The sequence below is a fragment of the Streptomyces sp. NBC_01304 genome (assembly GCF_035975855.1).
Classification (GTDB): Bacteria; Actinomycetota; Actinomycetes; order Streptomycetales; family Streptomycetaceae; genus Streptomyces.
Genome location: NZ_CP109055.1, coordinates 7,212,245 through 7,238,854, shown reverse-complemented (window position 1 = coordinate 7,238,854; position 26,610 = coordinate 7,212,245). Strand labels below are relative to the sequence as shown.

The window sequence follows — 26,610 nt, the reverse complement described above, 5'->3', positions numbered from 1 at the left end:
ACCCCTCTCGGATCGCTTCACAAGTAGGGACCTTTTCGGCTACTGAGCCTCTTTTCCGGTTTCTAGCATGAAATGCGAAAGGACCCGACAGAGAGGTTGGATCATGGCTGCCGCTCAGACCCTCACGCCGCTGCGCCCCGAGGCGGCCGAGCCTGCCGCAGGCCCGGGCGTGACCGACTGGCGCGCCGCCGCCTCCGCCGCGGGCCCGGTCATGCTGGGCTATCTGCCGGTCTCCTTCGCCTTCGGCGTCCTCGCCCCGACCTTCGGCCTGCCATCCTGGGCCGCGATCGCCATGTCGGGCGTCGTGTTCGCGGGCTCCTCGCAGTTCGCGGCGCTCGGCCCGCTGCAGGCCGGGGCCTCGCCCGTCTCGATCGTCTTCACCACGTTCCTGATCAACCTCAGGCACGCCCTCTACTCGCTGACCATGGCGCCGAAGACCCGCGGCTGGGAGACCCACGACAAGCTGGGATTCGCCTGGCAGCTGACCGACGAGGCATTCGCGGTCCACTCCACCGAATTCTCCAAGCGCACCCGCGGCGCCGGCGAGTGCCGGAAATTCAATTTCCTCATCCACTTCGCCTGGGCGGGTTCCACCGCACTCGGCACGGTCGCCGCCGGCCTCATTCCGGACAGCAAGGCGCTCGGTCTCGACTTCTCGCAGACGGCGATGTTCATCGCGCTGCTCGCGGTCCTGATCAAGGGCAGCCGTGAGCTCGTCATCGCCGTCCTCGCCGGTGTCCTCGCGGTCCTGATGACGGCGGCCGGGCTGCCGCTGTGGGCGGTGATCGTGCCGACCGTGGTGGCCGCGACGGTGGGGCTGCGCTGGGAGAACAAGTCCCCCGTCGGCAACGTACGTACGGAATCCGAAATCGCTGAGGAGAGCACGTCATGAGCACCGGCACCCTGATCGCCGTCCTGATCGGCATGACCGTCGTGACCTACGGCGTGCGCGTCGCGCCGCTCTTCCTCGCGGGCCGCGTCACCATCCCCGAGTCGGTCCTGCGCTGGATGAACTACGTGCCGCCGGCGGTGCTCGCCACCCTCGTCCTCCCTTCGCTGATCACCCCGGACTCGCACACGAACGCGCTCGAACTCGGCCTGAACAACCCGCTGTTGCTGGCCGCCGTGCCCACCGTGCTGGTCGCCTGGCGCACCAAGAACATGTACGCCACCGTCGGCGTCGGCGTCCTGGCCGTCGCGCTGCTCCGCTGGTTCGCCCCCTTCGGCTGAGCCGCGCCCCCTACGTATCCCCCGCACAGCACCACCCGGAAGGACGCCCCCGATGACCATCGCCCCGCAGAACCACGCAGCCCTCACCAGCCCCGCCGCCCTCGGCACCGGTGACCTGGAGCTGGACATCGACCGCTACGACCCCGAGTACCGGGGCTGGCTGCGCGAGGCCGTCCGCAAGGTGCAGGCCGACGGAAACCGCAGCGCCGACACCCACCTGCTGCCGGTGCCGCTGCCCGCCGAGTGGGGCATAGACCTCTACCTGAAGGACGAGTCGACACACCCGACGGGCAGCCTCAAGCACCGCCTCGCCCGCTCGCTCTTCCTCTACGCGCTGTGTAACGGCTGGGTCCGCCCCGGAAAGCCGGTCATCGAGGCGTCGTCCGGTTCCACGGCGGTCTCGGAGGCGTACTTCGCGAAGCTCATCGGGGTGCCGTTCATCGCGGTGATGGCGAAGACGACGGCCCGGTCGAAGATCGACCTGATCGAGTTCCACGGCGGCACCTGCCACCTGGTGGACAACCCGTGCGAGGTGTACGAGGTCTCCGCGCGCCTCGCGGCCGAGACCGGCGGCCACTACATGGACCAGTTCACCTACGCCGAGCGGGCCACCGACTGGCGCGGCAACAGCAACATCGCCGACTCGATCTTCCGCCAGCTCGCCCAGGAGCCGCACCCCGAGCCGGCCTGGATCGTCGCGGCCGCGGGCACCGGCGGCACCTCGGCCACGCTGGCCCGCTACGTCCACTACACCCAGCGCGCGACCGGCATCTGCGTCGCCGACCCGGAGAACTCGGCGTTCTTCGAGGGCTGGCTGCACCACGACCCGGCCGCCGCCACCCAGGTCGGCTCGCGGATCGAGGGCATCGGCCGGCAGCGCGTCGAGCCCAGCTTCATCGCGGGCGCGGTCGACCGCATGATGCGGGTGCCGGACGCCGCGTCCATCGCCACCATCCGGGTCCTGGAGCGGCTGCTCGGCCGCAAGTGCGGCGCCTCCACCGGCACCAACGTCTGGGCCGCCTTCAAGCTCGTCTCCGAGATGCGGGCGCGCGGCGAGCGGGGCAGCGTGGTGACGCTGCTGTGCGACCCGGGCGAGCGCTACCTCGACAAGTACTACTCCGACGCCTGGCTCGACGGGCAGGGCATCGACATCGCGCCGTACGAGGAGCGCGTCGAGCGCTTCCTCCTCACCGGCGAACTGGCCTGACCCCCACCCCTACGGAGATCCGGAGATCCTGAGATGAGCACCCCGAGCACCCCGAGCACCCCTGAACAGCGCCTCGCCGAGGCCGGCCTGTCCCTGCCCCCGACGCCCGCGCCGGTCGCGGTCTACGTCCCCGCCGTACGCAACGGTCCGTACGTCTTCACCTCCGGCCAACTCCCCATGGTGGAGGGCAAGTTGCCGCTGACCGGCAAGGTCGGCGCCGAGGTCACGGCCGAGCAGGCCAAGGAGCTCGCCCAGCAGTGCGCGCTCAACGCCCTTGCGGCGGTCAAGTCCGTGATCGGCGACCTGTCCGCGGTCAAGCGCGTCGTCAAGGTCGTCGGCTTCGTCGCCAGCGCGCCCGACTTCACGGCTCAGCCGGGCGTGGTCAATGGCGCGAGCGAGCTGCTCGGCACGGCTTTCGGTGACGCGGGCGTGCATGCGCGCAGCGCGGTGGGCGTGGCGGTGCTGCCGCTGGACGCGCCGGTCGAGGTGGAGATCCAGGTCGAGGTCTGAACGATCCATTGCGATAAATCAGCCCGTCCGGCGTTTGAGGACAAGGGGGGTCTGGGGGCGCAGCCCCCAGCCTCCGGAGGATTTCGGGAAGGGGCGGGGCGGGGAGAAATTCATGAGGCCCGCCGCCGACGCCGCACCACCCACAGCCACCCACCCCCACCAAGCACCACGACCAGCACCCCGGCCGCCAGCCAAGGCAACGCGAAGAAGGACGCGGACCCCGAGGTCCGCACGGACGCGGCGGTAGCCGTCAGCGTGACATCGCCCCAATCGAGCTGCGGAGCCCCGACCCACCGCTCAGTGAGCCGCACCTTCTGCCGGGGCAACAACTCCGAGGGCACCCGGGAGAGCTCCCGCGACAGCAACGTACGCCCGAACAACCCCTCCGCCCGCAACGTCGCCTTGGGATTCAGCGTCACATTCCCCCGGTTGTGCAGCGTGTACGTGATCACGGCAGTGCTGTCCCCGGCCCCGGGCACCAGCGGCTGCGTACGCGACATCCGCATGTCCTCCACCGCGAGCGCGGCCACGGTCGGCCCGCCGACCCGCAGATACACCCGCGCCCCGACCGCACGTCGAATCCCGACCGCCACGTCCCCCTCACCGCCGGAGACCCGCTCGTCGAGGGCGACGATCGCACCCGGGTGATCCCCCGGCTCGGCCCCCTCGGGCACGGCCAGGGAGAACGGCACGGTCACCGACTTCCCCGGCGCCACCGTGACCTTCGACTTCGCCAGCCGGACCCATGCCCCGACCGCGCGCTGCTTCTCGCCCCGCGTCCGCACCGCGAAGCCCCCGTCGCGCGCGGTGTTGTACGCGTCGGCGCCGTACAGCCGGAACGTCGTGGGCCGGTCGGCCTTGTTGGTGACGGTGACCTTGTCCTTGAGCGTGCTGCCGGGGTCGGCGGAGAGGTAGAAGTACGGGCGCCCGCCCAGCTTGGACGCGGCCGGGTACACGGACCAGCGCCCGTTGTCGGCGGCGTACGCGGCGGGCGGGGCGAGCAGTTGGAGGCCGACCGCGGCCACGGCGACGTACAGAAGACAGATGAATCTACGCACAGGTCCCCCCGGCTGGGAGGTGGGCCGGGTGCGCGGCCCACCACTGGTGATCGAAGCGTTCGTACGTCCCGAGAGGGATGTACGTCAGGTGAGCGTGAGCGTCAGCACCCCGGAGTACGCCCCGGGTGGCGTGAACTCCGGCACCTTCAGCGAGACCCGGGCGTCGACGGTGAACTCACCGCCGGTGAGTGCCGCGTTGGGGGTGGACGCGAGGGTCGCCCCCGAGCTGCCGACCGTTCCGGGCGAGCCCGCCGCACAGGTGCTCGGCGAGCCTGCCTTGGTCTGGCAGACCGGTGTCCAGCCCAGCTTCGACGCGTCGACCTTCGCTCCGCCGGGACCGGTGAAGTCGGTGACCTTGCCGGTCAGGGACCAACCCGCGGGCCCGCCGCGGAAGTCCTTGACCGTCACCGTCTGCAGCGACCCGCGCGAGAAGCCGCCCTGGCCGAAGTCGACCGGCGTCATCTCGACGGTGTCTCCGGCCTGCGTCATCGACAACGTGCCTGCCTTCACCGAGGAGTTGAGCTTCTGGCTGCCGGCGGGGAGGGGGGTGTCGTCGATCACGACATACGCCGCCGGGCCTGCGCCCTTCTTGGTGGACCAGGCACTTCCTTCGTACGCGACGATGCCTGTCGTCGCCTTGTCGCTGACGGGCAGCGCCGCGCTGAAGCCGCCCTGTGCGTCGGCCGTCACGGTCTTCTTGTCGGCCGTCTCGGTGTCCCCGGCCCGGCCCGCCACGGTGACCTCGGCCCCCGCGGTGAACTTCGACCCGGTGACGGTCACGCTGTCGCCGGGCTTGCCCGAGGCCGAACCCAGTTGCAGGGAACGGGGGTTGGTGTTTCCGGCCGGCGCCACGTTCAGCGTCAGCGAGGCCGGTGCCGGTGGATTGAGCACCGTGCACGGGGTGTCGAGCGACATGATGTAGTTGGTGTTGATGTTGTAGTCGCCGGGCGACAGGGTGACCTCACCGGGCGCGGTGAGGGTCAGGGTTCCCGTCATCTCGAAGCCCGGGAACGTTCCCTTGGGATCGACCGGCGGATTCTTCCTGGGCCCCGCGACGGTCGCGTCCCCGCTCTGGGCTCCGCCGACGGTCACCTTGCCGGTGGGCAGCATGATGTCAGCGGGCAGGGCGAGGTCGACGGGGTTGCTGGCCGCGGGTTTGACCACCTTGTACGTCACGTTGACCGTGTCGCCCACCTTGGGCGTCATGTTGTCGACGGTGATGTCCGCGGTGGTCGGGCCTTCGATCGGCGGGATCCCCGCGATCGGCGGCGGCACACAGCGGGTCGGGAACTCGACCTGCTGGGCCGCGGTGGCCAGCGCCGTGGCGTTCGGGGCCAGCGCCCCGCCTGCCCCGACCGCGAGCGCGGTCACCCCTAGTGCCGCCATCCAGCGGCGTCTTCGTCTTGCTGAAGGCATGTTTGCCCCCTCCTGGTGAATGCCGGGCGCAGCGGCTCTTCTGCGCCGACGGGGGCCATTGATGTGCGGGGTATGTGAAAAGTCAATGGAATCGAAACACTTCACCTGATGACCCATCAGATGCTGTCAAGATCCGCATTTCCGCAGGTCAGTTGGTACGCATCCGAAGGTGCGGGCAGCCCGGAGACCGGTGCCGCACGGGGCGACACCGGTCCGTCATGCCGATACTGCGGTCACTCGGCCGAACGACGCTTGCCCGGTCGAACGGCGGTTGCTCAGTCGAACACGAACGGGCCAGGCGCCTGCGCCCCGGTCGAGTTGCAGGTCACGTTGATGCCCATGACCACGAGCGTCACCGAGCCCGGGAAGGCGTCGAGCGTGTCGCCGGAGGCGACGGTCCCGGTCAGCGGGCCGGAGTTGACCCCGCCGCCGGCGGGCATCGCGGGGTTGCTGCTGCCCGTGAACTCGACGGTCCCGCCGCCGGCCTTGGACATCTTGAGCGTGGAGTTGACGGTGTTCGCCTCCACCGCGACCGGCGTGGTGATCTCGGACGAGGTGACCGTGATGGTCGCGGTGGTGCCGCTCTGGGTTGCCGTGAGGGTCGCCTCACCGCTGCCGTAGATACCGCAGTCGGCGCTTACCGTGGCCGCGCCCGGTGCGACCGCTGCCGCGGCCGGTGCGAAGGCGAGGCCGGCCAGGGCCAGCGCTCCCGCGGTGGCGGCAGCGCTGATCCCGAACTTCCTGCTGTGCTTCATCGCTTCCCCTTTTCCGATAGGAAGGCGCACACCATCGCCACAAGGGTTGCTTGGGGGTGTGCGCGGACCGTCCGCGGGCGGGGGTGCGGCACGCCGCGCGGCGGCTCTTATCTGACGGTCCGTCGGAAAGAACTGTCATCCATTGATGCGCGGATAGAAAGCGATTGCAAGAGGAAGTCCCTTGATTCTTCAAGGGACTTGAGTGGTGGATGTTACTGATCTAGAAGTCAGTACGTTCGTTGTGCCGAGCTCACGCGGTCCCGGCGGAGCGCACCGTTCCGTCCGCTCAGACGACGACCGTGGAGCGCACCGCCGCGTCCGCCCCGGCAAGCAGCACCGGCGTCCCCGCCCCGCCGAGGTCGCGTACCGCCGAGAGGTCCTCCTCGGACAGGGCCCCGGCCTCGGAGACCACCGCCGCCGCCTCCAGCGACTTCGCCCCGCTCGCCACGGCCATCGCGACTGCGGTGCGCAGCGCGCTGAGCTTCAGGGAGTCGAGGTCGACGGTCCCGGCCACGTACGTACGCCCCGTCTCGTCACGCACGGCCGCGCCCTCGGGCACGCCGTTGCGGGCCCGCGCCGAGCGGGCCAGGGTGACGATCTTGCGGTCCTCGGGGTCAAGCGTCTCGGTCATGCCCCGAGCATACGTAGGCCGCGGCGGGGCATGCGGAGCACCCCGGCCCGACCCGCTCCCACAGGTCGTGCCGGGGTGCTCTCCCCTCCGGGCGTCCCCCGATGCCCCGTTACTTGGCGGCGGAGTCGCCGCTGAGCGCCTTCTTCAGGTTGGCCGCGGCCTTGGTGTAGGCCTGCCGGAAGTCCTTCTCGCCCCGCTCGTCTTCACCCCAGTTGTGGAGGATCGTGGTGATGTTGGCGCCGACCCGGACGGTCGCGATCTCGAAGTCGATGGCGTAGCCGTTCGACTCGAAGTGCATCCGGTATCCGACCGCCTCGTCACCGAGCGGGGGCAGGTCCACCTTCTTGAGCCTGGCCTTCGCGGCCTTGCCCTCATAGGTGGTGTCGAACGTCGTGCACGACTTCACCGCGCCCGCGAGCTTCTTCATCGCGCTCTCGGAGTCGGCGACGGGATAGCCGCTGACGTCCTGGCCCAGCGTGCTCGTGTCCCCGTCACGCGCGAAGAGCTGCTGACGGCCGACCTTGTAGTCCGAGAGCAGCCGTCCGGTGTTGACGACATCGAGGAACACCTGGCAGTCGGCCTGCTCGGCCTTGCCGAAGTCGGTGCTCTGGTTCACTTCCTCCTGGTCCAGGACGGTGTCCTTCTGGAGCTTCCACCCGTCCGGCAGGTCGGCGGCGCCGATCAGAACGCTCTTGGCCTGTGCGGCAGTCAGCGGCTGCGGCCCTTGCGGCTTCTTCGGGGACTCCTTGGCGTCCGCGGCACCCCCGCAGGCGGCGGCGAAGAGCAGGGACGAGGCGGCGAGGCAGGTCGCAGCGAACCGCAGGGGACGGGCACGCACAGGTTCTCCCAGTGGGGGTTGGATTGGTATGAACCAACCTAAGCCGCACCTAAAGACCGCATTACCGCCATTAGACCTGAGCCGGGCGCCTTTAGCCCCTCGCGTTCCCCGGCGAAAGGTGCTACCCCGCCACGGGATACATCGAGCCCCTACGGCCCTCCGGCGAGGACAGCCACTCCATCCTGCTGGCCGTGTCCGTGCCCGGCTGCGGGGTGTGCAGCACGATCGTGAGGTCCGGCCTGGCCGGCACCCGCAGCTGGGTCGACTCGAAGAACAGGGCCCCGACCAGGGGGTGTTCCATCTCCTTGGCGAGCTGCCCGCCGGGCTGGATGTCCCGCCGCTGCCACAGCTCGACGAACTCCTCGCTGGCCTGCGAGGCCTCGGCCACCACGGCCTGGAAGCCCTCGTCGTCCGGGCACTCGGAGCAGGCCGCCCGGTACTGCGCGACGACCTGGGGCGCGTTGACGCCCCAGCTCTTCGCCCGCGACCGGTACACGGGGTCGGTGAAGAAGTTCACCAGGCAGTTCTGCGTACGGTCGGGACGCATGCCGAGCACCATCGCGGCCGCGTCGTTGTACATGACGCAGTTCCAGTACTGGTCCATGATGTGCGCCGGATACGGCATCCAGGTGTCGATCAGCCGGCGCAGCCCCTCGCACATCTGCTGGTCGGCCTCCTCGACCTCCGGCGCGGGCGGGTTGAGCCCGGCGAGGACGTAGAGGTGGCGGCGCTCGGAGCTGCTCATCCGCAGCACCCTGGCCACCGAGTCGAGCACCTGGGGCGACACGGAGATGTCCCGCCCCTGCTCCAGCCACTGGTACCAGGAGGCGCCGACCCCGGCGAGCACGGCGACCTCTTCACGCCGCAGACCCGGCGTACGCCGACGGGCCCCGCCGTCCGGCAGACCCGCCTGCGCGGGCGTGACCCGGGCCCGGCGGCTCATCAGGAACTCGCGGAGCTCCTGCAGCCGGTGCGCCTTCATCGCGGCGGCCCCCACGGGCGCCTCGAACGGCATGGACTGCGACTGCCTGGCTGCCTCGGCCACGTACGTCTCCCCCTGGCTGGTGGTGCGACCACCAGCATAAGTTCCGGCTCCCCACTGTTATTCCGGGGCCCCGATGCTGCTGTGCATGGCGATCGACACCCCGACAACCGCGACCACCGACCCGACCACTCCTCCCCGCACCAGCGCTCCCCCGGCCCCGGCCCAGGTCTCGGCCCCGGCTCCGTCCTCGGCGACAGGGGCCCCGGCGCCGCTGGGCGTCCGCGCCAAGCTGATCCTCTTCGTGCTCTGCGCGGCGCAGTTCATGGTCGCCCTCGACTTCTCCGTCCTGAACGTGGCGCTGCCCGTCCTCGGCAAGGACCTGGGCATGAGCCAGTCCGCGCTGCAGTGGGGCGTGACGGCCTTCGCGCTGCCGTCCGGCGGCTTCCTGCTCCTCTTCGGACGGATCGGCGACCTCTTCGGCCGCCGCAAGCTGTTCCTCACCGGCCTCGCGCTCTTCGGCGCCGCCTCGCTGCTCGCGACGTTCGCCTGGGACCCGGCGTCGTTCCTGACCGGGCGCGCACTGCAGGGCCTGGGCGCCGCCGCGATCGTGCCGACCGGCATGTCCCTGCTGACCACGACCTTCCCCGAAGGCCCGCAGCGGGACCGGGCGTTGGCCATCTCCGGCACCGTCCTCTCGCTCGGCTTCACGGTCGGCATGGTGCTCGGCGGAGTCCTCACGGACACCCTCGGCTGGCGCTCCACGATGGGCCTGCTCGCCCTCTTCACGCTGCTCGTGCTGCCCCTGGCCCCGACCCTGCTGACCGAGTCCCGCCACCCCGAGCGGCCGCGCCTCGACATCCCCGGCGCGATCACCGTCACCGGCGGACTGCTCTCCCTGATCTACGCCCTCTCCACCGCCGCCGAACGCGGCTTCGGCAACGCCCCGGTCCTGGTCACCCTGATCGCCGGCCTCGCCCTGCTCACCGCGTTCGGCGCCATCGAGGCCCGCACCGCCCAGCCCCTCGTCTCCCTGCCGATGCTGCGCCGCCGCACCGTGGCGTGGGGGAACCTGGCCGGGCTCGTCACCTTCTCGATGATGTCGACGGTCATCTTCGCGCTGACCCTGTACCTGCAGGAGATCCTGGGCCTCTCGGCCTTCCAGACCGGCCTGATCTTCGGCGTCGTGGGCGTCGCGGGCATCGTCACGGGCTCGGTGGCCCCGAAGGTAATCGGCCGCTTCGGCGCCCAGCGCACGCTGGTCGGCTCGCTGGTGCTGCAGGGTGTCCTCACCGCGAGCCTGCTCGGTCTCGGGACCGGGGGCTGGTCGGTCTGGCTCGCGGTGGTCGGGGTGACCGTGGCCTGCATCGGGCACCTGGGCGCGATCATCGCGTACAACGTGACCGTCACGTCCGGTGTCCCGAACTCCGAGCAGGGCCTGGCGACGGGCCTCGCCACGAGCACCCAGCAGGTGGGGCTCACGATCGGCATCCCGCTGCTCGGAGTCCTGGCGACGACGTCGACCGACCTGCTGTCGGGGGCACGGACGGTGCTGGCCATCGACTCGGCGATCGTGCTGGTCGCGGCGGTGCTGGTGGGCGTAGGCCTGCGGGTCCGTCGCGGCTAGAGATTTCCTCCCCGCCCCGCCCCTTCCCGAAAGGCTGCCGCCGGCTTCAAAAGACTGTCCTCAAACGCCGGACGGGCTGATGAAATCAGCCCGTCCGGCGTTTGAGGACACAGCTCCGCAGGATTTCGGGAAGGGGCGGGGTGGGGTAAAAATCAGCCCCGATCCAGCCGCAACCGCTCAGCCTTGGGAAGACCGGCGACCACCAGGTCATACGAGTCCTCAATGAGCTCGCGGACCAGCTGGTCCGGCAAAGCGCCCACCGTCACGGTGTTCCAGTGCCGCTTATTGAGGTGCCACCCGGGCACAACCCCCGCATGCTGCTCCCGCAGCCGAACCGCGTTCTCAGGCTCACACTTGAGCGAAACCTTCAGCGGCGAAGCATCCAGCGCGGAAAGCGCGAAAACCTTGCCGAGCACCTTGAAGACAGACGTCTCCGGATTGAACGGAAACTCCTCCACCGAGGCATTGAACTCCAAGCAGAACGCCCGCAGTTCCCGTGGCGTCACGCCGACTCATCCCCCTCCACGGAGGCCGCGACCTCCACCGGCTCCACCAACACCGTCACGATCTTGTTCCGCCGCCCCGCCGCCGCCTCGGCGGTCAGCCGCAGCGCTCGCCCGTCCGGCAGGGACACCGAGGTCGTCGCCCCGGCGATCGGCACCCGGCCGAGCGCCTTCGCGAGCAGCCCGCCGACCGTCTCGACATCCTCGTCGTCGAACTGCTCGAGCCCGTACAGCTCCCCGAGATCCCCGATGTCGAGCCGCGCGGTGACCCGGTAGCAGCCGCCCTCCAGCTCCTCCACGGGCGGCAGTTCACGGTCGTACTCGTCGGTGATCTCGCCGACGATCTCCTCGAGGATGTCCTCGATGGTGACGATGCCGGCCGTGCCGCCGTACTCGTCGATGACGACCGCGACGTGGTTGCGCTCCTGCTGCATCTCGCGCAGCAGATCGCCCGCGTTCTTCGTGTCGGGCACGAACGACGCGGGCCGCATCGCCGTCGACACCAGCTCGGACTCGGCGTCCCTGCTGATGTGCGTCTTGCGCGCCAGGTCCTTCAGGTACACGATCCCGACGACGTCGTCCTCGCTCTCCCCGGTCACCGGAATGCGCGAGAACCCGGACCGCAGCGCCAGGGTCAGCGCCTGCCGGATCGTCTTGTACCGCTCGATGACGATCAAGTCGGTGCGCGGCACCATGACTTCACGTACGAGCGTGTCACCGAGCTCGAAGACGGAGTGCACCATGCGGCGCTCGTCGTCCTCGATCAGCGACTCCTTCTCGGCCAGGTCCACCATCGCCCGCAGCTCCGCCTCGGACGCGAACGGGCCGCGCCGGAAGCCCTTTCCGGGGGTCAGCGCGTTGCCGATGAGGATGAGGAGGGGAGGGATCGGGCCCATGATCCGGGCCAGTGGCAGCAGGACGTACGCCGATGCCGTGGCGGTGTTCAACGGGTGTTGGCGCCCGATGGTCCGGGGCGACACTCCAACGGCGACGTAACTGACGAGCACCATGACCGCGATCGCGACCGCCAAGGCCTGCCAGGTCTCGTCGAACTCCCGCAGACAGGCGTACGTCACCAGCGCGGCGGCCGCCATCTCGCAGGCCACCCGCACCAGGAGGGCCACGTTCAGATAGCGCGTCGGGTCGGCGGCGACCTGCGCCAGCTTCGCGCTGCCGCGCCGGCCGGAACGTACGGCTTCCTCCGCGCGAAAGCTCGACACACGCGCGAGGCCCGCCTCCGCACAGGAGGCGAGCCAGGCGACGACGAGCAGCAGGACGACGCCGAAGATCAGTTGCGTACTCACGAGACCGTGGGGGCGGGAGACGGACCGGTCATGCCCTGCTCGGCGCGCCAGCCGTCCACGATGGCCTGCTGGAGGCCGAACATCTCGGCCTTCTCGTCCGGCTCCTCGTGGTCGTAACCGAGCAGGTGCAGCACCCCGTGGACGGTGAGCAGCTGCAGCTCCTCGTCCATGGAGTGCCCGGTCGGCGCCTCTTCGCCCTGCCGCTTGGCGACCTCGGGGCAGAGCACGATGTCACCGAGGAGGCCCTGCGGGGGCTCCTCGTCGTCCTTCATCGGCGGGCGCAGCTCGTCCATCGGGAAGGACATGACATCGGTCGGACCGGGCAGGTCCATCCACTGGATGTGCAGCTGCTCCATGGCCTCGGCGTCCACGACGATCACCGAGAGCTCGGAGAGCGGGTGGATCCGCATCCGCGCGAGTGCGTGGCGGGCGATGTCGAGGATCGCCTGCTCGTCGACCTCGGTTCCGGATTCGTTGTTGACGTCGATCGACATGTGCGTGCTTCTCGCTACTTCCGTTTGTCGCCGCGGCGGCCCTTGTGGGAGCCGTTCTCCGTGCCGTTCTCGTTGTCGTACTTCTCGTACGCGTCGACGATACGGCCGACGAGCTTGTGCCGGACGACATCGTGCGAGGTGAGCCGCGAGAAGTGCACGTCGTCGACGCCGTCCAGGATGTCCTGGACCTGGCGCAGACCGCTCTTCGTGCCGTTCGGCAGGTCGACCTGGGTGATGTCGCCCGTGACCACGATCTTCGACTCGAAGCCGAGGCGGGTGAGGAACATCTTCATCTGCTCGGCGCTGGTGTTCTGCGCCTCGTCGAGAATGATGAAGGCGTCGTTCAACGTACGTCCACGCATGTACGCCAGCGGGGCGACCTCGATGGTCCCCGCCGCCATCAGGCGCGGGATCGAGTCCGGGTCCAGCATGTCGTGTAGCGCGTCGTAGAGCGGGCGCAGATACGGGTCGATCTTCTCGTAGAGCGTGCCCGGCAGGAATCCGAGTCTCTCTCCGGCCTCGACCGCGGGGCGGGTCAGGATGATGCGGCTGACCTGCTTGGACTGCAGGGCCTGCACCGCCTTGGCCATGGCCAGATAGGTCTTGCCGGTGCCCGCGGGGCCGATGCCGAAGACGATCGTGTGCTTGTCGATCGCGTCGACGTACCGCTTCTGGTTGAGCGTCTTGGGGCGGATGGTGCGGCCGCGCGAGGAGAGGATGTTCTGCGTGAGCACCTCGGCCGGGGTCTCCTCCGGTCCTTCGCCGTTCTCGCCCGCCTTGAGCATGGCGATCGAGCGTTCCACAGAGTCCTCCGTCATCGGCTGTCCGGTGCGCAGCACCAGCATCATCTGGTCGAACAGGCGGTGGATCAGGGCGACTTCGGTCCGGTCGCCCACGGCGCTGATCTCATTGCCCCGGACATGGATGTCGGCCGCCGGGAAGGCCTTCTCGATCACGCGCAGCAGAGCGTCTCCGGAACCGAGGACTGTCACCATCGGGTGGTTCGCCGGGACGGTGAAGTGGGCTCGGGAGGGTTCCTGCGCAGGGGTATGAGCTGTGGTGGGTGTCTGAGTCATGGGCCGGCTCTGTGGCCTGCTCACTCTCCTCGTGCGGGGCTCGCGCCGCTCGACAGCCTTGCACTGCCAAGAGTACGTCGGAGCACTGACAACACCGAGGGCTTTTTCCGTCCCCTGCGAGCTGGCCTCGAGTGCGGCTCAAAGTCAGCCCGTCCGGCGTTTGAGGACATCTTTGAGGGTGGTGAAGCCGGCGGCAGCCTTACGGGAAGGGGCGGGGAGGGGCAAAAGAAGGCCCGTCCGGCCAGGACCGGGGGCCCGGGGGCAGCGCCCCCGCGACCTCGACCGAAGACCACCCCTACCCGGCAGACGCCGCCCGGAAGCCAATAGTCGGCACCGCCCGAGCCAGCGGCCACGCCCGCGTAGCCGTGGGCAGCAACCCCGCCAGAAAGGCATAGCGGCGCAGAGCCGCAGGGTCCTGCTCACAGCGCCGACCAACCTCCTGCCACCACGCGGCAACCTCGTTCCACCCGGGCGCCGACAGAGACCCGCCGAACTCCTGCACCGACAGCGCAGCGGTCAGCCCGGCAAAGGCCAGCCGATCGGCCAGCGGCCACCCCGCCAGCGTCCCGGTGACGAACCCCGCCACGAAGACATCACCGGCACCGGTCGGGTCGAGGGCCGCGACCTCGATGGCGGGGACCGAGGCGGTCTCACCGGTACGCCCGTCCACGGCGTACGCCCCCTCCGCCCCCAGCGTGACGACGGCGAGCGGCACCTTCTCGGCGAGCGCGTGCGCAGCGGCCCGCGGACAGGAGGTGCCGGTGTAACGCATGGCCTCCTCGGCGTTCGGCAGGAAGGCCTCGCAGTGCTCCAGATCGGCGAGGCCCGCCAGGTCCCAGCGCCCGGTCTCGTCCCAGCCGACGTCGCCGAAGACCCGGCTGCCCTTGGCCGCGGCCTGCGCGATCCACTCCGCGCGCGTGCCCGGCGTCAGCGAGGCGATGGCGGCACGCGCGCGTGGCGGGCAGTGGGGCGCGGGCTCCTCGGGCGGCGGCTCGTGGCCGTGCGAGACCATCGTCCGTTCGCCCTCGTACGCCATGGAGACGGTGACCGGCGAGTGCCAGCCGGACACCTTCCTGGACGGCGACAGATCGATGCCCTCGCCCTGTTCCAGGGCGTCCCAGCAGTACTCGCCGTAGTGGTCGTCACCGAAGGCCGCGGCGAGGGAGGTACGCAGGCCGAGCCGGGCGAGCGCCGTCGCCATGTTGGCGGCGCCGCCGGGGCTGGAGCCCATGCCGCGCGCCCAGGACTCGGTGCCGCGGACCGGCGCGCTGTCGAGGCCGGTGAAGATGATGTCGAGGAAGACCGTGCCGGTCAGGTAGACGTCCCAGGGCGGGTCCTCGGGCGTGCGCAGGGCGGCGAGGGGATCGAGACAGCCGCTCTTGGCAGGCTGCTCGAACAGGTCGGCTCTCACCGTGGGATCGGTCGCCACTTCGCGCTCCCCGTACATGGTGCGTGCAGGTCAGGACAGTGTGCCTCATCACTCCTGTCATGCCCGGTTGTCGGTGTCGTGAGGTACGTTCCGCGGCATGAGGCTGACGATTCTGGGCGGTGGCGGATTCCGGGTGCCGCTGGTGTACGGCGCACTGGTGGGCAGCGAGATCACCGAGCTGACGCTGTACGACACGGATCCGGTGCGGGTCGGCGTCGTGCGCTCGGTCCTGGAGCACTTCGAGGGCGGTCCCGCCGTGCGGATCGCTGCGGAACTCGACGACGCCCTGCGGGGCGCGGACTTCGTGTTCTCCGCGATCCGGGTGGGCGGCACGGCGGGCCGGGTGCGGGACGAGCGCGTGCCGCTCGGCGAGGGCGTCCTGGGCCAGGAGACGGTCGGCGCGGGCGGTGTGCTGTACGGCCTTCGCACCATCCCGGTCGCGCTGCACATCGCGGAGCGGGTTGCGGCGGTGGCGCCGGACGCGTGGGTCATCAACTTCACCAATCCGGCGGGCATGGTGACCGAGGCGATGGCCTCGGTGCTCGGCGAGCGCGTCATCGGCATCTGCGACTCCCCGGTGGGCCTGGTGCGCCGCGCGGCACGCGCCGCCGGTGCGGACCCGGACTCGGTGACGTACGACTACGTGGGCCTCAACCACCTCGGCTGGCTGCGGAAGTTGACGGACGCCGACGGCCGTGACCTGCTGCCCGCTCTGCTCGCGGATCCGGCCGCCCTGGACTCTTTCGAGGAGGGCAAGCTCTTCGGTTCCGAGTGGCTGCGGGCGCTCGGCTCGCTTCCCAACGAGTACCTGCACTACTACTACTTCCGGCGCGAGACGCTGGCGGCGGTGCGCTCCGCGGACGAGACGCGCGGGGAGTTCCTGGACGCCCAGCAGGGCGGGTTCTTCGAGGCCGCCGCCTCGGAACCGGCGCGGGCGTACGAGTTGTGGGAGCGTACGCGGCTGGAGCGGGAGTCGACGTACATGGCGGACAGCCGGGCGGCGACCGGGGGTTGGGAGCGGGACTCCTGCGATCTGGACGGCGGGGGGTACGACCGGGTCGCGCTGGCTCTGATGCGGGCGATCGCCTCCGGCGAGGGGGCGCGGCTCATTCTCAATGTCCGCAATGGGACGACGGTGCCGGCGCTGCCCGCGGACGCGATCATCGAGACGGTGTGCGAGGTGTCGTCCGAGGGGGCTCGGCCCCTCCCCTGCTCCCCGCTCGGGGAGGCGGAGTTGGGGTTGATGCTGCAGCTCAAGGCCGTTGAGCGCGCGGCGATCGAGGCGGCCCTCTTCAAGGACCGGGATGCGGCGCTCAGGGCCTTGGCCCTGCACCCGTTGGTGGATTCGCCTGCGGTGGCCGGGCGGATTCTGGCAGGGATTTCTTCCCCTCCCCGCCCCTTCCCGTAAGTCTGCGACGCCTTCCGCCCTCCGGGCGGTGTCCTCAAACGCCGGACGGGCTGATTCATCGCTGATGAATCAGCCCGTCCGGCGTTTGAGGACAAGGGGGGTCCGGGGGCGCAGCCCCCAGCCTCCGGAGGATTACGGGAAGGGGCGGGGTGGGGAGAAATCAGTCCTCGAACTCGTACGCCTCCACCTCGGCCAAATACCGGGCACGCCGAGCCTCGTCGTCCTCCAGGAACGAGGCCAGGAACGAGTTCCGCGCCAACTCCCTGAGCCGCTCCGGCCCCAGCCCCAACGCCTCATGCACCGCATGAAACGTATCCCCGACATACCCCCCGAAGTACGCCGGATCATCGGAGTTGACCGTGCAGAGCAGCCCCGCCGCCATCATCCCCGGCAGCGGATGATCCTCAAGCAGATCGACCGCCCGCAGCCGGACGTTGGACAGCGGGCAGAGCGTGAGCGGAATGCGGTCCCGGACCAGGCGCTCGACCAGCTCCGGGTCCTCCATGCACCGCAGCCCGTGATCGATCCGCTCGACCCCGAGGACGTCCAGCGCCTCGCTGATGTACGCCGGCGGCCCCTCCTCCCCGGCGTGCGCGACCCTGCGCAGACCGAGCTCGGCGGCGGCCTCGTACACCTCGCGGAACTTGGCGGGCGGATGCCCGACCTCCGCCGAGTCCAGGCCCACCCCGGTGATCCGGTGCAGATAGGGCTTCGCCGCCTCCAGGGTCTGCAGCGCCGACTCGGCGGACTCGTCCCGCAGGAAGCACATGATGAGCCGCGTGGAGATGCCGTGCCGCTGCTCGCTCAGGTCCAGGGCCCGCCCCAGGCCCTCGATCACGGCCCCGATGCCGACGCCGCGCGAGACGTGCGCCTGCGGGTCGAAGAAGATCTCCGCATGGCGTACGCCCTGTGCGGCGGCGCGCGTCAGATAGGCGTCGGCGAGCTCGGCGAAGTCCGCCTCCGTCCTGAGCACCGCCATCAGGCCGTAGTACAGGTCGAGGAAGGACTGCAGGTCCTCGAAGAGGTAGGCGCGGCGCAGCGCCTCGGTGTCGGCGAAGGGCAGCTCGATGCCGTTGCGGGCGGCGAGCGCGAAGGCGAGCTCGGGTTCGAGGGTGCCTTCGATGTGCAGGTGGAGTTCGGCCTTGGGGATCACCGCGCCATCGTAGGCACGCAAGCCGTGCTCATCCCGCACGCCCTGGTGTGAACCGGCATACGTCGGGCAGCTCGAACCACTGCAGATCCCCGAACCCGGAGACCCCCGCCGCGGCGACCCCGCCCTCGTCGCGCCCGTCCCGCTCCGCCAGAATCGCCCGGGCCTGCGCCAACTGCCGTGCCAGATCGGCCTCCGCGGCCCCCGCCGCCACCCGCGCCGCGGGCCCGAGCCGCCCGGCAGCATCGAAGCTGAGCCCCGCGAGCCGCACCGCCCGCGCCCCGCCGGAGCGATGCCGCCACAGCCCCGTGCGAAGGTCGAACCGGTACTCCGGCAGCAGCCGCCACCCCTCCTCCGCCACGAGCCGGACCGCCTCGATGACGTAGTCCACGACGGCCGGCGCCATGAAGTAGTTGAGGCTGACCCGCACCCACCCCGGCTTCAGCCCTTCGTGCCCCTCCAGGATCTCCCGCTCGTACCGGTGCGAGGTGTCCTGGTCGATGGCGAGCAGCCGATGGCCGTACGGGCCCGCGCAGGAGCAGCCGCCCCGGCACTGGATTCCGAACAGGTCGTTGAGGACGGCCACGACGAAGTTGTGGTGCAGAAAGCCCCGCCCGCTCGGAGAAGCCCCGCTCGGGGAACGCCCGCTCGGGGAACGTACGAGGAAGGACACGATCGGCAGCCGGGCGGCCGTCGGACTGCCGAGGATCTCGATCGCCGGGCAGTCCCGCCAGGCGGCGAGCACCCGGCGGGTGATCCCCTCCTCGCCCGCGCGGATGGCGGCCGCGCCCACGGCCTGCTTGAGCAGGAAGACCAGGCCGGCCCGGATCGAGTCGACGAGGGCCGGGGTGCCGCCCTCCTCCCGGTGCTCCGGGTCGGCGATGTAGTGGTGCTCGACGGTGTTGACGTAGTCGACGGTGCCGCCACCGGGTTCGGCGGGGACCGCGTTGTGCAGCAGCTCGCGGCGGACGGCGAGGATGCCGGGGGTGCCGGGCCCGCCGATGAACTTGTGCGGGCTGAGGAAGACGGCGTCCTTCCAGGGCTGGTCGAAACGGCCGGCGTCCCCCGCCATGGCGACGTCCAGATACGGTCCGGCGGCCGCGAAGTCCCAGAAGGCCAGGGCCCCATGACGGTGCAGCAGATCGCTCACCGCGTCCGTGTCGCTGATGATCCCGGTGACGTTCGACGCGGCGGAGAAGGTGCCTATGCGCAGCTCGCGATCGCGGTGCCGGACGAGTTCGGCCTCCAGGTGCACGAGGTCTATGTGCCCTTCGGCGTCCTCCCGGATGGGCACGACGTCGGCGGTCGATTCGCGCCAGGGCAGCTCGTTGGAGTGGTGCTCGTACGGGCCGACGAAGACGACCGCACGGCGCCCGGCCGGCGCGCGGTGCAGCCCGAGGATGGTGATCAGTTTGTTGATGGCGCCGGTCGCGCCCGAGCCGGTGAAGATGACCGCGACCCGCTCGTCGCCGCCGATGGCCTGGCGGATGATCGCGCGGGCGTCCTCACGGAAGACGGTGGTCTGCAGGCCCGTCCCGGAGGCCTCCGTATGGGAGTTGGCGTAGTACGGCAGCACGGCGCCGCGGATGAAGTCCTCGATGAAGGTCAGCGCCCGCCCCGAGGCGGCGTAGTCGGCGTAGGTGATCCGCCGTTCCCCGTAAGGCCCGTCGAGCAGATGGTCGTCACCGATGAGGGAGTCCCGGATGGTCTGCAGGAGGGCCGCCGATGCGCCTGCCGCGCCCGGAGGTGGGTCCGAAGATGGGTCCGGAGGCGGGTCCGACGCGTCTGCTGCACTTTCGCGTATTGCGGCCATACATCCAGCCATATCGCCGTTCACCCGGCATGACCACACCCTTCAGGGGGCGTGAACGGCTCGTATCAGGGGCGCTTGGGCAGTGGAACACGCAACAAGTCGGCGGCGACGGTCAGTTCACCTTCGAACCCGGCGGCCCGCGCCTGCCGCTCGAACTCCGCGGGATCGGCGTACCGCTGCGAGAAGTGCGTAAGGACCAGATGCCGTACGCCGGCGTCGCGCGCCACTCCGGCCGCCTGTCCGGCGGTCAAGTGACCGTGATCGGCGCCGAGTTGAGCGTCTTCGTCAAGGAAGGTCGACTCGATGACGAGCATGTCGGCACCCTCGGCGAGCGCGTACACGCCCTCACACAGCCGGGTGTCCATGACGAACGCGAACCGCTGCCCGCGCCGCACCTCGCTCACGTCGTCGAGGCCGATGCCGTTCAGCACTCCCCCGCGCTGCAGGACGCCCACGTCGGGCCCCTTGATGCCGTGCTCCCTGAGCCGCTCGGGCAGCATCCGGCGCCCGTCCGGCTCGACGACGCGATAGCCGTACGACTCCACCGGGTGCGACAGCTTGTGGGTTTCGAGGCGGTACGTCGCCGAGGCGGCCAGCTCCCCGTCGGCGGCGACCGGCGCCTGCGTGAGCCGCACGGTCTCGCGGTAGGCGGTGGCGTACCGGAGCCGGTCGAAGAACTGCTGCCCGCTCGCCGGGTAGTGCGCGGTGATCTCGTGCGGCACCCGGTCGAGGTTGATCCGCTGGATCACCCCGGCGAGGCCGAGCGAGTGGTCCCCGTGGAAGTGCGTGACGCAGATCCGGTTGAGGTCGTGCGCGGCGACCCCGGCCCGCAGCATCTGACGCTGGGTGCCCTCGCCCGGGTCGAAGAGGATGCCCTCGCCGTCCCAGCGCAGCAGATAGCCGTTGTGGTTGCGGTGCCGGGTGGGGACCTGGCTGGCGGTGCCGAGCACCACCAATTCACGTACGGACACGTCGAGTTACCCTGCGACCTATCCGGGAGGCCATTCGAGGCCGCGTCCGGCCAGGACGTGGGCGTGCGCGTGGAAGACGGTCTGGCCCGCGCCCGCACCGGTGTTGAACACGATGCGATAGCTCTCGACGCCCTCCCCCTCGGCCACCTCACCGGCGGCCCGCAGCACCTCGGCGGCGGCCTCCGGGTCGCCGGCGGCGAGGGAGGCGGCGTCCGGGAAGTGCACCTTGGGGATGACCAGGACGTGGGTCGGGGCCTGCGGATTGATGTCCCGGAAGGCGAGCGTCGACTCGGTCTCCTGGACGATCGTGGCAGGAATCTCCTTGGCCACGATCTTGCAGAACAGGCAGTCCGCCTGCGGTTCGCCGGCCATCGGCGGGCCTCCCTCGGCTCTGTGGATCAGTTGATGCGCATGGTATCCGGCGAAGCCCTCGGCTACTTGACCAGCTTGCGATCGGAGTTGATGGTCAGCCAGGGCACCACCAGGCCGGTCCAGAACAGGAACTGCGGGATGCCCCGGCCGGTCCACGGGATCTCGGCGATCAGGAGCGCGCAGAGCGTGGTGAGGCCGGCCTGGGCCACGACTATGCGGGCCCAGAGCTGCCGCCGGAGCAGGGAGCCCACGTTCAGCCGGACGCCGGTACGCAGCCGCCGGTAGATGCGCCAGGCGCCGAAGGCCCAGACGGCGGCCATCGGGACGAGCACCCACAGGCGGCTGCCGAGCGGCACGGGCAGCGTCCGCTGCACCTCTCCGTCCACGTGGAACAGGTCGATCACCACGCCCGCGATCACCAGACAGAGCAGGGCGAGCCAGCGGGTGCCGCGCAGCAGCCGGTACGTGGCCCGGTCGAGGCCGCTGCGCAGCTCGCGGGAGTCGGGGGCGACGGCGAGCGCGTCGGCGTACATCGTGGAGGCCTGGGACGCGAGGACTTCGTCGGTCTCGGCGGCCTTCGCAGTCTGGCTCTCCAGAGCCTCGGCATGGGTGGGGTCGAGGCGGAGGATGGCGCGCTCGATCTCGCCGACGTCCTCGCCGCTGTGGCCGTACTTCGCGAGAGTCAGGGCGACTTCGTAGGCGAACACCTCGTCCGGGGCGAGCCGAATGGCCTCTTTGGCGAGCGCGGTGGACTCCTGGGTGAGATTCCGCATCTCGTCGGGCGTCACCGGCTTGCCTATTCGGCCGGCGCTGTTCAGGATGACGGCGTTCCGCCAGGCGATGTTGGCCAGTCTCGCGTACCCCAGCCAGAACTCCGGATCGATCCGGATCACCTCGCGCAGCGCCTGCTCGGCAGCCGGGGGACGACCCACCTGCTGCAGCGCTCGCGCGTGCACCAGAAGCGCGTAGACGTACTCCGGAGCCCTCCTGAGCGCTTCCTCGGTCGCCTCGACTGCCTCGTCCGGCCGATCCGCGTCCAGGTGCCCGCGTGCCATGCTCGTCCAGGCCCGTACGTCGTCGGGGTCCTCGGCCACGCGCTTGGCCAGCAGGGCCACCCCGTCGTCGTACCGCCCCATGTCGAGCAGCGCCTCGGCCCGCTCCACATCCGTGTTCCCCGTGGTCACAGCTTCCGCCTCTTCTTCAGATACGCCACCAGGTCGTCGTACATCCCGCCGTCGTTCGCGAACATCGCCACATTGCGGGCTGCCGCGAACCACGGCTCGGTGGACGGCACGACCCCCTTGGCCGCGCCGAGCAGGTCCTTCATGCCGATCATGCGAACCGTGCCGGTGCGCGCCGAGTCGAGCAGCGCGGTCTCCGCCGCGGACTCGCAGACATGGGCGAGGTCGGCGCCGGAGAGGCCGTCCGTGGCCTTGACGAGCTTGCCCAAGTCGACGTTCTCGATGGGGCGTTCACGCAGGTGGTAGCGGAGGATCGCCTCGCGGGCGGGTGCGTCCGGGGGCAGCACAAGGAGGGTGCGGTCGAGGCGGCCGGGGCGGCGCAGGGCGATGTCGACGTCCCACGGCACATTGGTGGCGGCCAGGACGAAGACGCCCTCGTTGGCTGCCGCGTCGATGCCGTCGAGCTCGGTGAGGAGCTGGTTGACGGTGTTGCGCATGCCGTTGTGCTGCGTACGACTGCGCTTGGCGCCGAGGGCGTCGAGTTCGTCGAGGAAGACGACGCAGGGGGCCTTGCGGCGGGCGGTCTCGAAGACCTGGTGCATATTGCGTTCCGAGTTGCCGATCCACATGTCGAGGACGTCGTTGACCGACACGGACAGGAAGCTCGCGCCCAGTTCACCGGCCACGGCACGGGCGATGAAGGTCTTGCCGCAGCCGGGCGGCCCGTAGAGGAGCAGTCCGCCGCGCAGGCTCTTGCCGTACAGCTTGCGCAGTTCGGGGTTGCGCAGCGGTGCGAGGAAGGCCGCTTCGATGCGGTCCTTGACGTCCTGCATGCCGCCGACGTCGGCGAGGCGCCGGGTGCCCGGCCGGTCGACGTCCCAGGCCTCGGCGTCACCGGGGTCGCCGGTGCCGTCGGCGGCGAGCGGGGGTTCGAGGCCGCTCTCGCCGTTGTCGCCGTTGTCGGCGGGCTGTTCGGCGGGGCTCTCGACGAACCGCGGGGGTATCGCCTCACCGATCTCCTGCTCGGCGGCCCGCCAGTCGAAGCCGGGCCTGGCCTCCGCCGGGGCGCCTTCCGAAGCCGCAGGAGAAACAGAAGGAACAGGAGCAGCAGGAGCGGCAGGAGCGGCAGGAGCAGCAGGAGCAGCAGGAGCAGCCGCAGGCATCCCCATCGCCCGCACCATCAACTCCCGTGCCTGTACGTCCCCGGGCGCGTGCTGCAACGCGACAGCGGCCTCGGTGACCGCCTCGTCCCCGCGCCCGGCGGCGAGCAGCAGCTCCGCGAGGTGCAGGCGCAACGGCACATCGGCGGGCGCGGCACCAACGGCCGTGCGCAGGCTCTGTATCAGGGGGGAGTCATCCGACATGGCCACACTTTACGTATGCGACGCGGCGGCCCGGATGCCTCCCCCCTCCCTTCCCGATCACGACAGCGGAGGAATCTCCGGCGCCGACTTCGCCGGACTCTCGTCCAACGAGGCCAGCGCGAGCCGCACCGCCTCGTCCAACTGCGGATCGCGCCCGGCGGCGTGGTCGTGGGGCGCGACCACGACCTCCACATCGGGGTCGACGCCGTAGTTCTCGACGCCCCACCCGTAGCCCTCGAGCCAGATCGCGTACTTGGGCTGGGTCACCAGCGTCCCGTCCACCAGGCGGTACCGGCTGTCGATCCCGACGACCCCGCCCCACGTCCGCGTACCCACCACGGGCCCGATCCCGAGCGCCTTGATCGCCGCGTTCACGATGTCCCCGTCCGACCCGGAGAATTCGTTGGCGACCGACACCACGGGCCCCCGGGGCGCATCCACCGGGTAGCTCGACGCCCGCATGCCGCGCGGCAGGTCCCAGCCCACGATCCGCCGGGCCAGCTTCTCCACCACGAGCTGGGAGGTGTGACCGCCGCGGTTCTCGCGTACGTCGACGATCAGCCCTTCCCTCGCCACCTCCACCCGCAGGTCTCGGTGGATCTGCGCCCACCCGGGCGCCTGCATGTCCGGCACGTGCAGATACCCGAGCCGGCCGCGCGACACGGCGTGCACATAGGCCCGCCGGTCCGCGACCCACGCGTGGTACCGCAGCGGCTCCTCGTCGTCGAGCGGCACGACCACCGAATGCCGCGGATCGCCGCCGCCCGAGGGCGCGATGAGCAGCTCGACGGGCTTGCCCGCCGCGCCCACGAGCAGCGGCCCGGGCCCGGTCACCGGGTCGACGGCCCGCCCGTCCACCGCGAGGATCGCGTCCCCGACCCGCACGGCGACGCCGGGCGCGGCGAGCGGGGCGTGCGCGTACGGGTCGGACGTCTCGGAGGGAAGGATGCGGTCGATCCGCCAACTGCCGTCCCCGTGGCGGGAGATGTCCGCGCCGAGCAGCCCCTGCCGGGAGTCCGCGTGCCCGTGCCCGCCCGGCGGGATGACGTACGCGTGCGAAGTGCCGAGCTCGCCGTGCACCTCGTACAGCAGATCCACCAAGTCGTCATGCGTGGCGACGCGTTCGAGGACGGGCCGGTAGCGGTCGAGTACGCCGTCCCAGTCGACTCCGCCCAGGTCCTCGCGCCAGAAGTGGTCGCGCATGAGGCGGCCGGTCTCGGCGTACATCTGGCGCCACTCGGCCGCGGGGTCGACGGTCTGCCGGATCCGGCCCAGATCGACGGTGATGTTGCTGTCGCTGTCGTCGTCGCCCGAGGCGCGCCGGTCGCTGGGGACGACCTTCAGGACGTCCCCGGTGTGCAGCACCACCCGCTTGCCGTCGCCGCTGACGGCGAAGTGGTCGGCGTCGGAGGAGAGTTCCTCGATCCGCTGTTGGGCGAGGTCGTACCGTTCGAGCAGCGTCTTGGGGTCCGGGTCGTCCGGCCTGGCCCGCGAGACGCCGAGCGCGCCGCGCACCGGGTGGCGCAGCCAGAGCAGCCCGTCCTTGGCGGCCCGCAGCGTGGAGTAGCGGGCGGCCTCGACGGGGAAGGCGATTATCCGGTCGGCGAGCCCGTCGAGATCGATCCGCGTGGCCGGCGCCTCCTCGGAGGCGTCCTTCTCCGGGGCCTCGAAGGGCCGCCCGTGCCGCTGCGGCCCGAACGGCGACGGCGTGGTGGCCGAGAGCGTGATCAGATGCGGCCGGCACGCGCCCACGAAGGCCAGGTCGAAGACGTGCGCGTCGTAGACCGGATCGAAGGACCGCTCCGACAGAAACGCCAGATGCTTGCCGTCCAGCGTGAAGGCGGGCGAGAAGTCCCTGAATCGCAGCGGCGTGGCCTCGGAGACGGACAGGTCCCCGGTGTTGGCGAGCTTGAGCTGCCGCAGCGGCGAGGGTCCGGCGTGCGACCACGCCAGCCACCCGGAGTCCGGCGAGAAGGCGAGCCCGCGCGCATCCCCGTCCTCGCTGCGGTCGACCTCCCTGACCTCGCCCGACTCCCGCTCGACGAGCAGCACCCGCCCGTCGTGCGAGGCGACGGCGGCGCGGCTGCCGTCCGGCGCCATGGCGAGCGCCTGCACCCGCCCCAACTGCCCTGCCGCCACCCGCCGTACGGACGCGCCGGGCCCGACCCCGGCCGCGGGCGCGAACTCCAGGGCGTCGTCGCCCTCGGCGTCCGTCACCCACACCACGTGCTCCTCGCCCTCGACCCGGAAGGTCCGCGCAAGGCGCGCCCGCACCCCCGGCTCGGCGGTGAGCGCCCGCGCGGGCCCCTCCCGGTGGGTCACCCAGTGAATGGCGCCCCGCACGGAGACGGCGCTGCCCCGACCGGTGTGGTCGGGTGAGGCATCCCCGAGATGGCGCTCGGCCTTGACGGGGTGCGGCTGCAGGTCGGTCCGCTGGCCGCCGAGCCGGACCTCGACCCGGCGCGGTTCGGCGGCCACCAGATCGTCGAGGAGCCACAACTCCCCACCCGCCGCATAGACCACCCGCACACCGTCGGTGGCGGCATGCCTGGCGTAGAACCCGTCGACTCCCGTGTGCCGCCGCAGATCCGACCCGTCGGCCAGCGACGAGTAGACGGCCCCGACCCCCTCATGATCGGAGAGGAAGGCGATCCGCTCCCCCACCCACATCGGGTACTCGAGATTCCCGTCCAACTCCTCGTGTACGCGGACGAATTCGCCGGTGCCGTCCCCCGCGCCGCTGTCCCGGTCGATCCACAACTTGCCCGCGGTGCCGCCCCGGTAGCGCTTCCAGTAGCTGGCCTCGCGCCCCATGGCCACGGACACGACCAGCACCTCGCCGCCCGGCCCGTACGCCACGTCCCCGACGGGCCCGTACGGCAGCACCCGGCCGGGACCGCCGTCGAGCGGCACGGCACGCGCCCAGCTGCGGCGCAGCGAGGCCTGGCCCTGCGTGGTGAGGGCCAGCACCTCACCTCCGGGGGTCCACCCGCGTACGGAGGTCTTCGCACTGCCCCAGTACGTGAGCCGCTTGGAGGGGCCGCCGTCCACCGGCGCGAGATGCACCTCGGGCGCCCCGTCCCTGGTCGAGGTCCAGGCGACTTGGGTGCCGTCGGGTGAGATCCGTGGATGGTTCACCGGCATGTTGTCGGCACTGACCCGCCAGGCCCGCCCGCCGTCGAGCGGCGCGACCCAGACGTCGTCCTCTGCGGTGAAGGCGATCAACTCGCCCTGGAGATGGGGGTACCGGAAGTAGGCAGGGTGCGTCACGAGCTCACCCTAGGCAGGACG

General features: G+C 70.6%; 24 protein-coding genes. 6 read left to right on the top strand and 18 right to left on the bottom strand.

What is annotated here, in order from left to right:
• Positions 1-103: 103 nt before the first annotated feature.
• The 4 genes from OG430_RS32030 to OG430_RS32015 are packed head-to-tail and all read left to right on the top strand — an operon-like array spanning position 104 to position 2,947.
• Complete coding sequence (locus OG430_RS32030; RefSeq protein ID WP_327356114.1) at positions 104-892, top strand: AzlC family ABC transporter permease; 789 nt, start codon at positions 104-106, stop codon at positions 890-892.
• Complete coding sequence (locus OG430_RS32025; protein WP_327356113.1) at positions 889-1,230, top strand: AzlD domain-containing protein; 342 nt, start codon at positions 889-891, stop codon at positions 1,228-1,230. The genes OG430_RS32030 and OG430_RS32025 overlap by 4 nt, the downstream gene beginning before the upstream one ends.
• 52 nt (positions 1,231-1,282) lie before the next feature.
• Positions 1,283-2,437: a PLP-dependent cysteine synthase family protein gene (locus OG430_RS32020; protein WP_327356112.1), complete on the top strand. Its 1,155-nt coding sequence runs from the start codon at positions 1,283-1,285 to the stop codon at positions 2,435-2,437.
• Between the two features lie 33 nt (positions 2,438-2,470).
• Positions 2,471-2,947, top strand: coding sequence for a RidA family protein (locus OG430_RS32015; protein WP_327356111.1), 477 nt, complete (start codon positions 2,471-2,473; stop codon positions 2,945-2,947).
• 110 nt (positions 2,948-3,057) lie between these two features.
• Here OG430_RS32015 and OG430_RS32010 read toward each other — a convergent pair whose 3' ends face one another.
• The 6 genes from OG430_RS32010 to OG430_RS31985 all read right to left on the bottom strand — a co-directional run bounded on the left by OG430_RS32010 (position 3,058) and on the right by OG430_RS31985 (position 8,660).
• Complete coding sequence (locus OG430_RS32010) at positions 3,058-4,005, bottom strand: WxL protein peptidoglycan domain-containing protein (protein ID WP_442816591.1); 948 nt, start codon at positions 4,003-4,005, stop codon at positions 3,058-3,060.
• 84 nt (positions 4,006-4,089) lie between these two features.
• Complete coding sequence (locus OG430_RS32005; protein ID WP_442816590.1) at positions 4,090-5,391, bottom strand: beta-xylosidase; 1,302 nt, start codon at positions 5,389-5,391, stop codon at positions 4,090-4,092.
• A 305-nt stretch (positions 5,392-5,696) separates the two neighbouring features.
• Positions 5,697-6,176, bottom strand: a complete 480-nt coding sequence (locus tag OG430_RS32000; protein ID WP_327356109.1) for a hypothetical protein — start codon at positions 6,174-6,176, stop codon at positions 5,697-5,699.
• A 286-nt stretch (positions 6,177-6,462) separates the two neighbouring features.
• Positions 6,463-6,807, bottom strand: a complete 345-nt coding sequence (locus tag OG430_RS31995; protein ID WP_327356108.1) for a cytidine deaminase — start codon at positions 6,805-6,807, stop codon at positions 6,463-6,465.
• A gap of 109 nt (positions 6,808-6,916) precedes the next feature.
• Positions 6,917-7,645, bottom strand: coding sequence for a hypothetical protein (locus OG430_RS31990; protein ID WP_327356107.1), 729 nt, complete (start codon positions 7,643-7,645; stop codon positions 6,917-6,919).
• 121 nt (positions 7,646-7,766) lie between these two features.
• On the bottom strand, positions 7,767-8,660 hold the full coding sequence (locus OG430_RS31985; protein ID WP_327359311.1) for a helix-turn-helix transcriptional regulator: 894 nt from the start codon (positions 8,658-8,660) through the stop codon (positions 7,767-7,769).
• A 115-nt stretch (positions 8,661-8,775) separates the two neighbouring features.
• On the opposite strand from OG430_RS31985, the gene OG430_RS31980 reads away from it, so the two are divergent.
• On the top strand, positions 8,776-10,254 hold the full coding sequence (locus OG430_RS31980; RefSeq protein WP_327356106.1) for an MFS transporter: 1,479 nt from the start codon (positions 8,776-8,778) through the stop codon (positions 10,252-10,254).
• Positions 10,255-10,406: 152 nt separating this feature from the next.
• Here the strand turns inward: OG430_RS31980 and OG430_RS31975 are convergent, their stop codons facing one another.
• The 5 genes from OG430_RS31975 to OG430_RS31955 form a co-directional block, all read right to left on the bottom strand.
• Positions 10,407-10,760 (bottom strand): MmcQ/YjbR family DNA-binding protein, encoded by a 354-nt coding sequence (locus tag OG430_RS31975; RefSeq protein ID WP_327356105.1) that lies wholly within the window; start codon positions 10,758-10,760, stop codon positions 10,407-10,409.
• On the bottom strand, positions 10,757-12,061 hold the full coding sequence (locus tag OG430_RS31970) for a hemolysin family protein (protein WP_327356104.1): 1,305 nt from the start codon (positions 12,059-12,061) through the stop codon (positions 10,757-10,759). Before OG430_RS31970 ends, OG430_RS31975 begins: the two co-directional genes overlap by 4 nt.
• Positions 12,058-12,555, bottom strand: a complete 498-nt coding sequence (ybeY, locus tag OG430_RS31965) for an rRNA maturation RNase YbeY (protein ID WP_327356103.1) — start codon at positions 12,553-12,555, stop codon at positions 12,058-12,060. The genes OG430_RS31970 and ybeY overlap by 4 nt, the downstream gene beginning before the upstream one ends.
• 14 nt (positions 12,556-12,569) lie before the next feature.
• Positions 12,570-13,631 carry a PhoH family protein gene (locus OG430_RS31960; RefSeq protein ID WP_327356102.1) on the bottom strand — a complete coding sequence of 354 codons (1,062 nt, stop codon included), beginning with the start codon at positions 13,629-13,631 and terminating at the stop codon, positions 12,570-12,572.
• A gap of 295 nt (positions 13,632-13,926) precedes the next feature.
• Positions 13,927-15,060 carry a carbohydrate kinase family protein gene (locus OG430_RS31955; protein ID WP_327356101.1) on the bottom strand — a complete coding sequence of 378 codons (1,134 nt, stop codon included), beginning with the start codon at positions 15,058-15,060 and terminating at the stop codon, positions 13,927-13,929.
• Positions 15,061-15,157: 97 nt separating this feature from the next.
• Between OG430_RS31955 and OG430_RS31950 the strand changes: the two genes are divergently transcribed.
• Positions 15,158-16,468: a family 4 glycosyl hydrolase gene (locus OG430_RS31950; RefSeq protein WP_327356100.1), complete on the top strand. Its 1,311-nt coding sequence runs from the start codon at positions 15,158-15,160 to the stop codon at positions 16,466-16,468.
• Between the two features lie 160 nt (positions 16,469-16,628).
• Here OG430_RS31950 and OG430_RS31945 read toward each other — a convergent pair whose 3' ends face one another.
• The 7 genes from OG430_RS31945 to OG430_RS31915 all read right to left on the bottom strand — a co-directional run bounded on the left by OG430_RS31945 (position 16,629) and on the right by OG430_RS31915 (position 26,589).
• A complete protein-coding gene (locus tag OG430_RS31945) occupies positions 16,629-17,642 on the bottom strand; it encodes an adenosine deaminase (RefSeq protein ID WP_327356099.1) in 1,014 nt (337 codons plus the stop codon).
• 7 nt (positions 17,643-17,649) lie between these two features.
• Positions 17,650-19,431, bottom strand: a complete 1,782-nt coding sequence (locus OG430_RS31940) for an aminotransferase class V-fold PLP-dependent enzyme (RefSeq protein WP_327356098.1) — start codon at positions 19,429-19,431, stop codon at positions 17,650-17,652.
• A gap of 65 nt (positions 19,432-19,496) precedes the next feature.
• On the bottom strand, positions 19,497-20,402 hold the full coding sequence (locus OG430_RS31935) for a ribonuclease Z (protein ID WP_327356097.1): 906 nt from the start codon (positions 20,400-20,402) through the stop codon (positions 19,497-19,499).
• Positions 20,403-20,420: 18 nt separating this feature from the next.
• A complete protein-coding gene (locus OG430_RS31930) occupies positions 20,421-20,774 on the bottom strand; it encodes a histidine triad nucleotide-binding protein (protein WP_327356096.1) in 354 nt (117 codons plus the stop codon).
• 62 nt (positions 20,775-20,836) lie between these two features.
• A complete protein-coding gene (locus OG430_RS31925) occupies positions 20,837-21,958 on the bottom strand; it encodes a tetratricopeptide repeat protein (RefSeq protein ID WP_327356095.1) in 1,122 nt (373 codons plus the stop codon).
• Entirely contained in the window at positions 21,955-23,319 is a 1,365-nt protein-coding gene (locus OG430_RS31920) for an ATP-binding protein (protein ID WP_327356094.1), read from the bottom strand. Before OG430_RS31920 ends, OG430_RS31925 begins: the two co-directional genes overlap by 4 nt.
• A 57-nt stretch (positions 23,320-23,376) precedes the next feature.
• A complete protein-coding gene (locus tag OG430_RS31915; protein ID WP_327356093.1) occupies positions 23,377-26,589 on the bottom strand; it encodes a S41 family peptidase in 3,213 nt (1,070 codons plus the stop codon).
• Positions 26,590-26,610: the final 21 nt, after the last annotated feature.

Excerpts from the sequence above, each read along its gene's own strand:
- OG430_RS32030 (WP_327356114.1), top strand. The coding sequence starts at position 104 with ATGGCTGCCGCTCAGACCCTCACGCCGCTGCGCCCCGAGGCGGCCGAG.
- OG430_RS32025 (WP_327356113.1), top strand. The coding sequence starts at position 889 with ATGAGCACCGGCACCCTGATCGCCGTCCTGATCGGCATGACCGTCGTG.
- OG430_RS32020 (WP_327356112.1), top strand. The coding sequence starts at position 1,283 with ATGACCATCGCCCCGCAGAACCACGCAGCCCTCACCAGCCCCGCCGCC.
- OG430_RS32015 (WP_327356111.1), top strand. The coding sequence starts at position 2,471 with ATGAGCACCCCGAGCACCCCGAGCACCCCTGAACAGCGCCTCGCCGAG.
- OG430_RS32005 (WP_442816590.1), bottom strand. The coding sequence starts at position 5,391 with ATGGCGGCACTAGGGGTGACCGCGCTCGCGGTCGGGGCAGGCGGGGCG.
- OG430_RS32000 (WP_327356109.1), bottom strand. The coding sequence starts at position 6,176 with ATGAAGCACAGCAGGAAGTTCGGGATCAGCGCTGCCGCCACCGCGGGA.
- OG430_RS31995 (WP_327356108.1), bottom strand. The coding sequence starts at position 6,807 with ATGACCGAGACGCTTGACCCCGAGGACCGCAAGATCGTCACCCTGGCC.
- OG430_RS31985 (WP_327359311.1), bottom strand. The coding sequence starts at position 8,660 with ATGCCGTTCGAGGCGCCCGTGGGGGCCGCCGCGATGAAGGCGCACCGG.
- OG430_RS31980 (WP_327356106.1), top strand. The coding sequence starts at position 8,776 with ATGGCGATCGACACCCCGACAACCGCGACCACCGACCCGACCACTCCT.
- ybeY (WP_327356103.1), bottom strand. The coding sequence starts at position 12,555 with ATGTCGATCGACGTCAACAACGAATCCGGAACCGAGGTCGACGAGCAG.
- OG430_RS31960 (WP_327356102.1), bottom strand. The coding sequence starts at position 13,631 with ATGACTCAGACACCCACCACAGCTCATACCCCTGCGCAGGAACCCTCC.
- OG430_RS31950 (WP_327356100.1), top strand. The coding sequence starts at position 15,158 with ATGAGGCTGACGATTCTGGGCGGTGGCGGATTCCGGGTGCCGCTGGTG.
- OG430_RS31940 (WP_327356098.1), bottom strand. The coding sequence starts at position 19,431 with ATGGCCGCAATACGCGAAAGTGCAGCAGACGCGTCGGACCCGCCTCCG.
- OG430_RS31930 (WP_327356096.1), bottom strand. The coding sequence starts at position 20,774 with ATGGCCGGCGAACCGCAGGCGGACTGCCTGTTCTGCAAGATCGTGGCC.
- OG430_RS31920 (WP_327356094.1), bottom strand. The coding sequence starts at position 23,319 with ATGTCGGATGACTCCCCCCTGATACAGAGCCTGCGCACGGCCGTTGGT.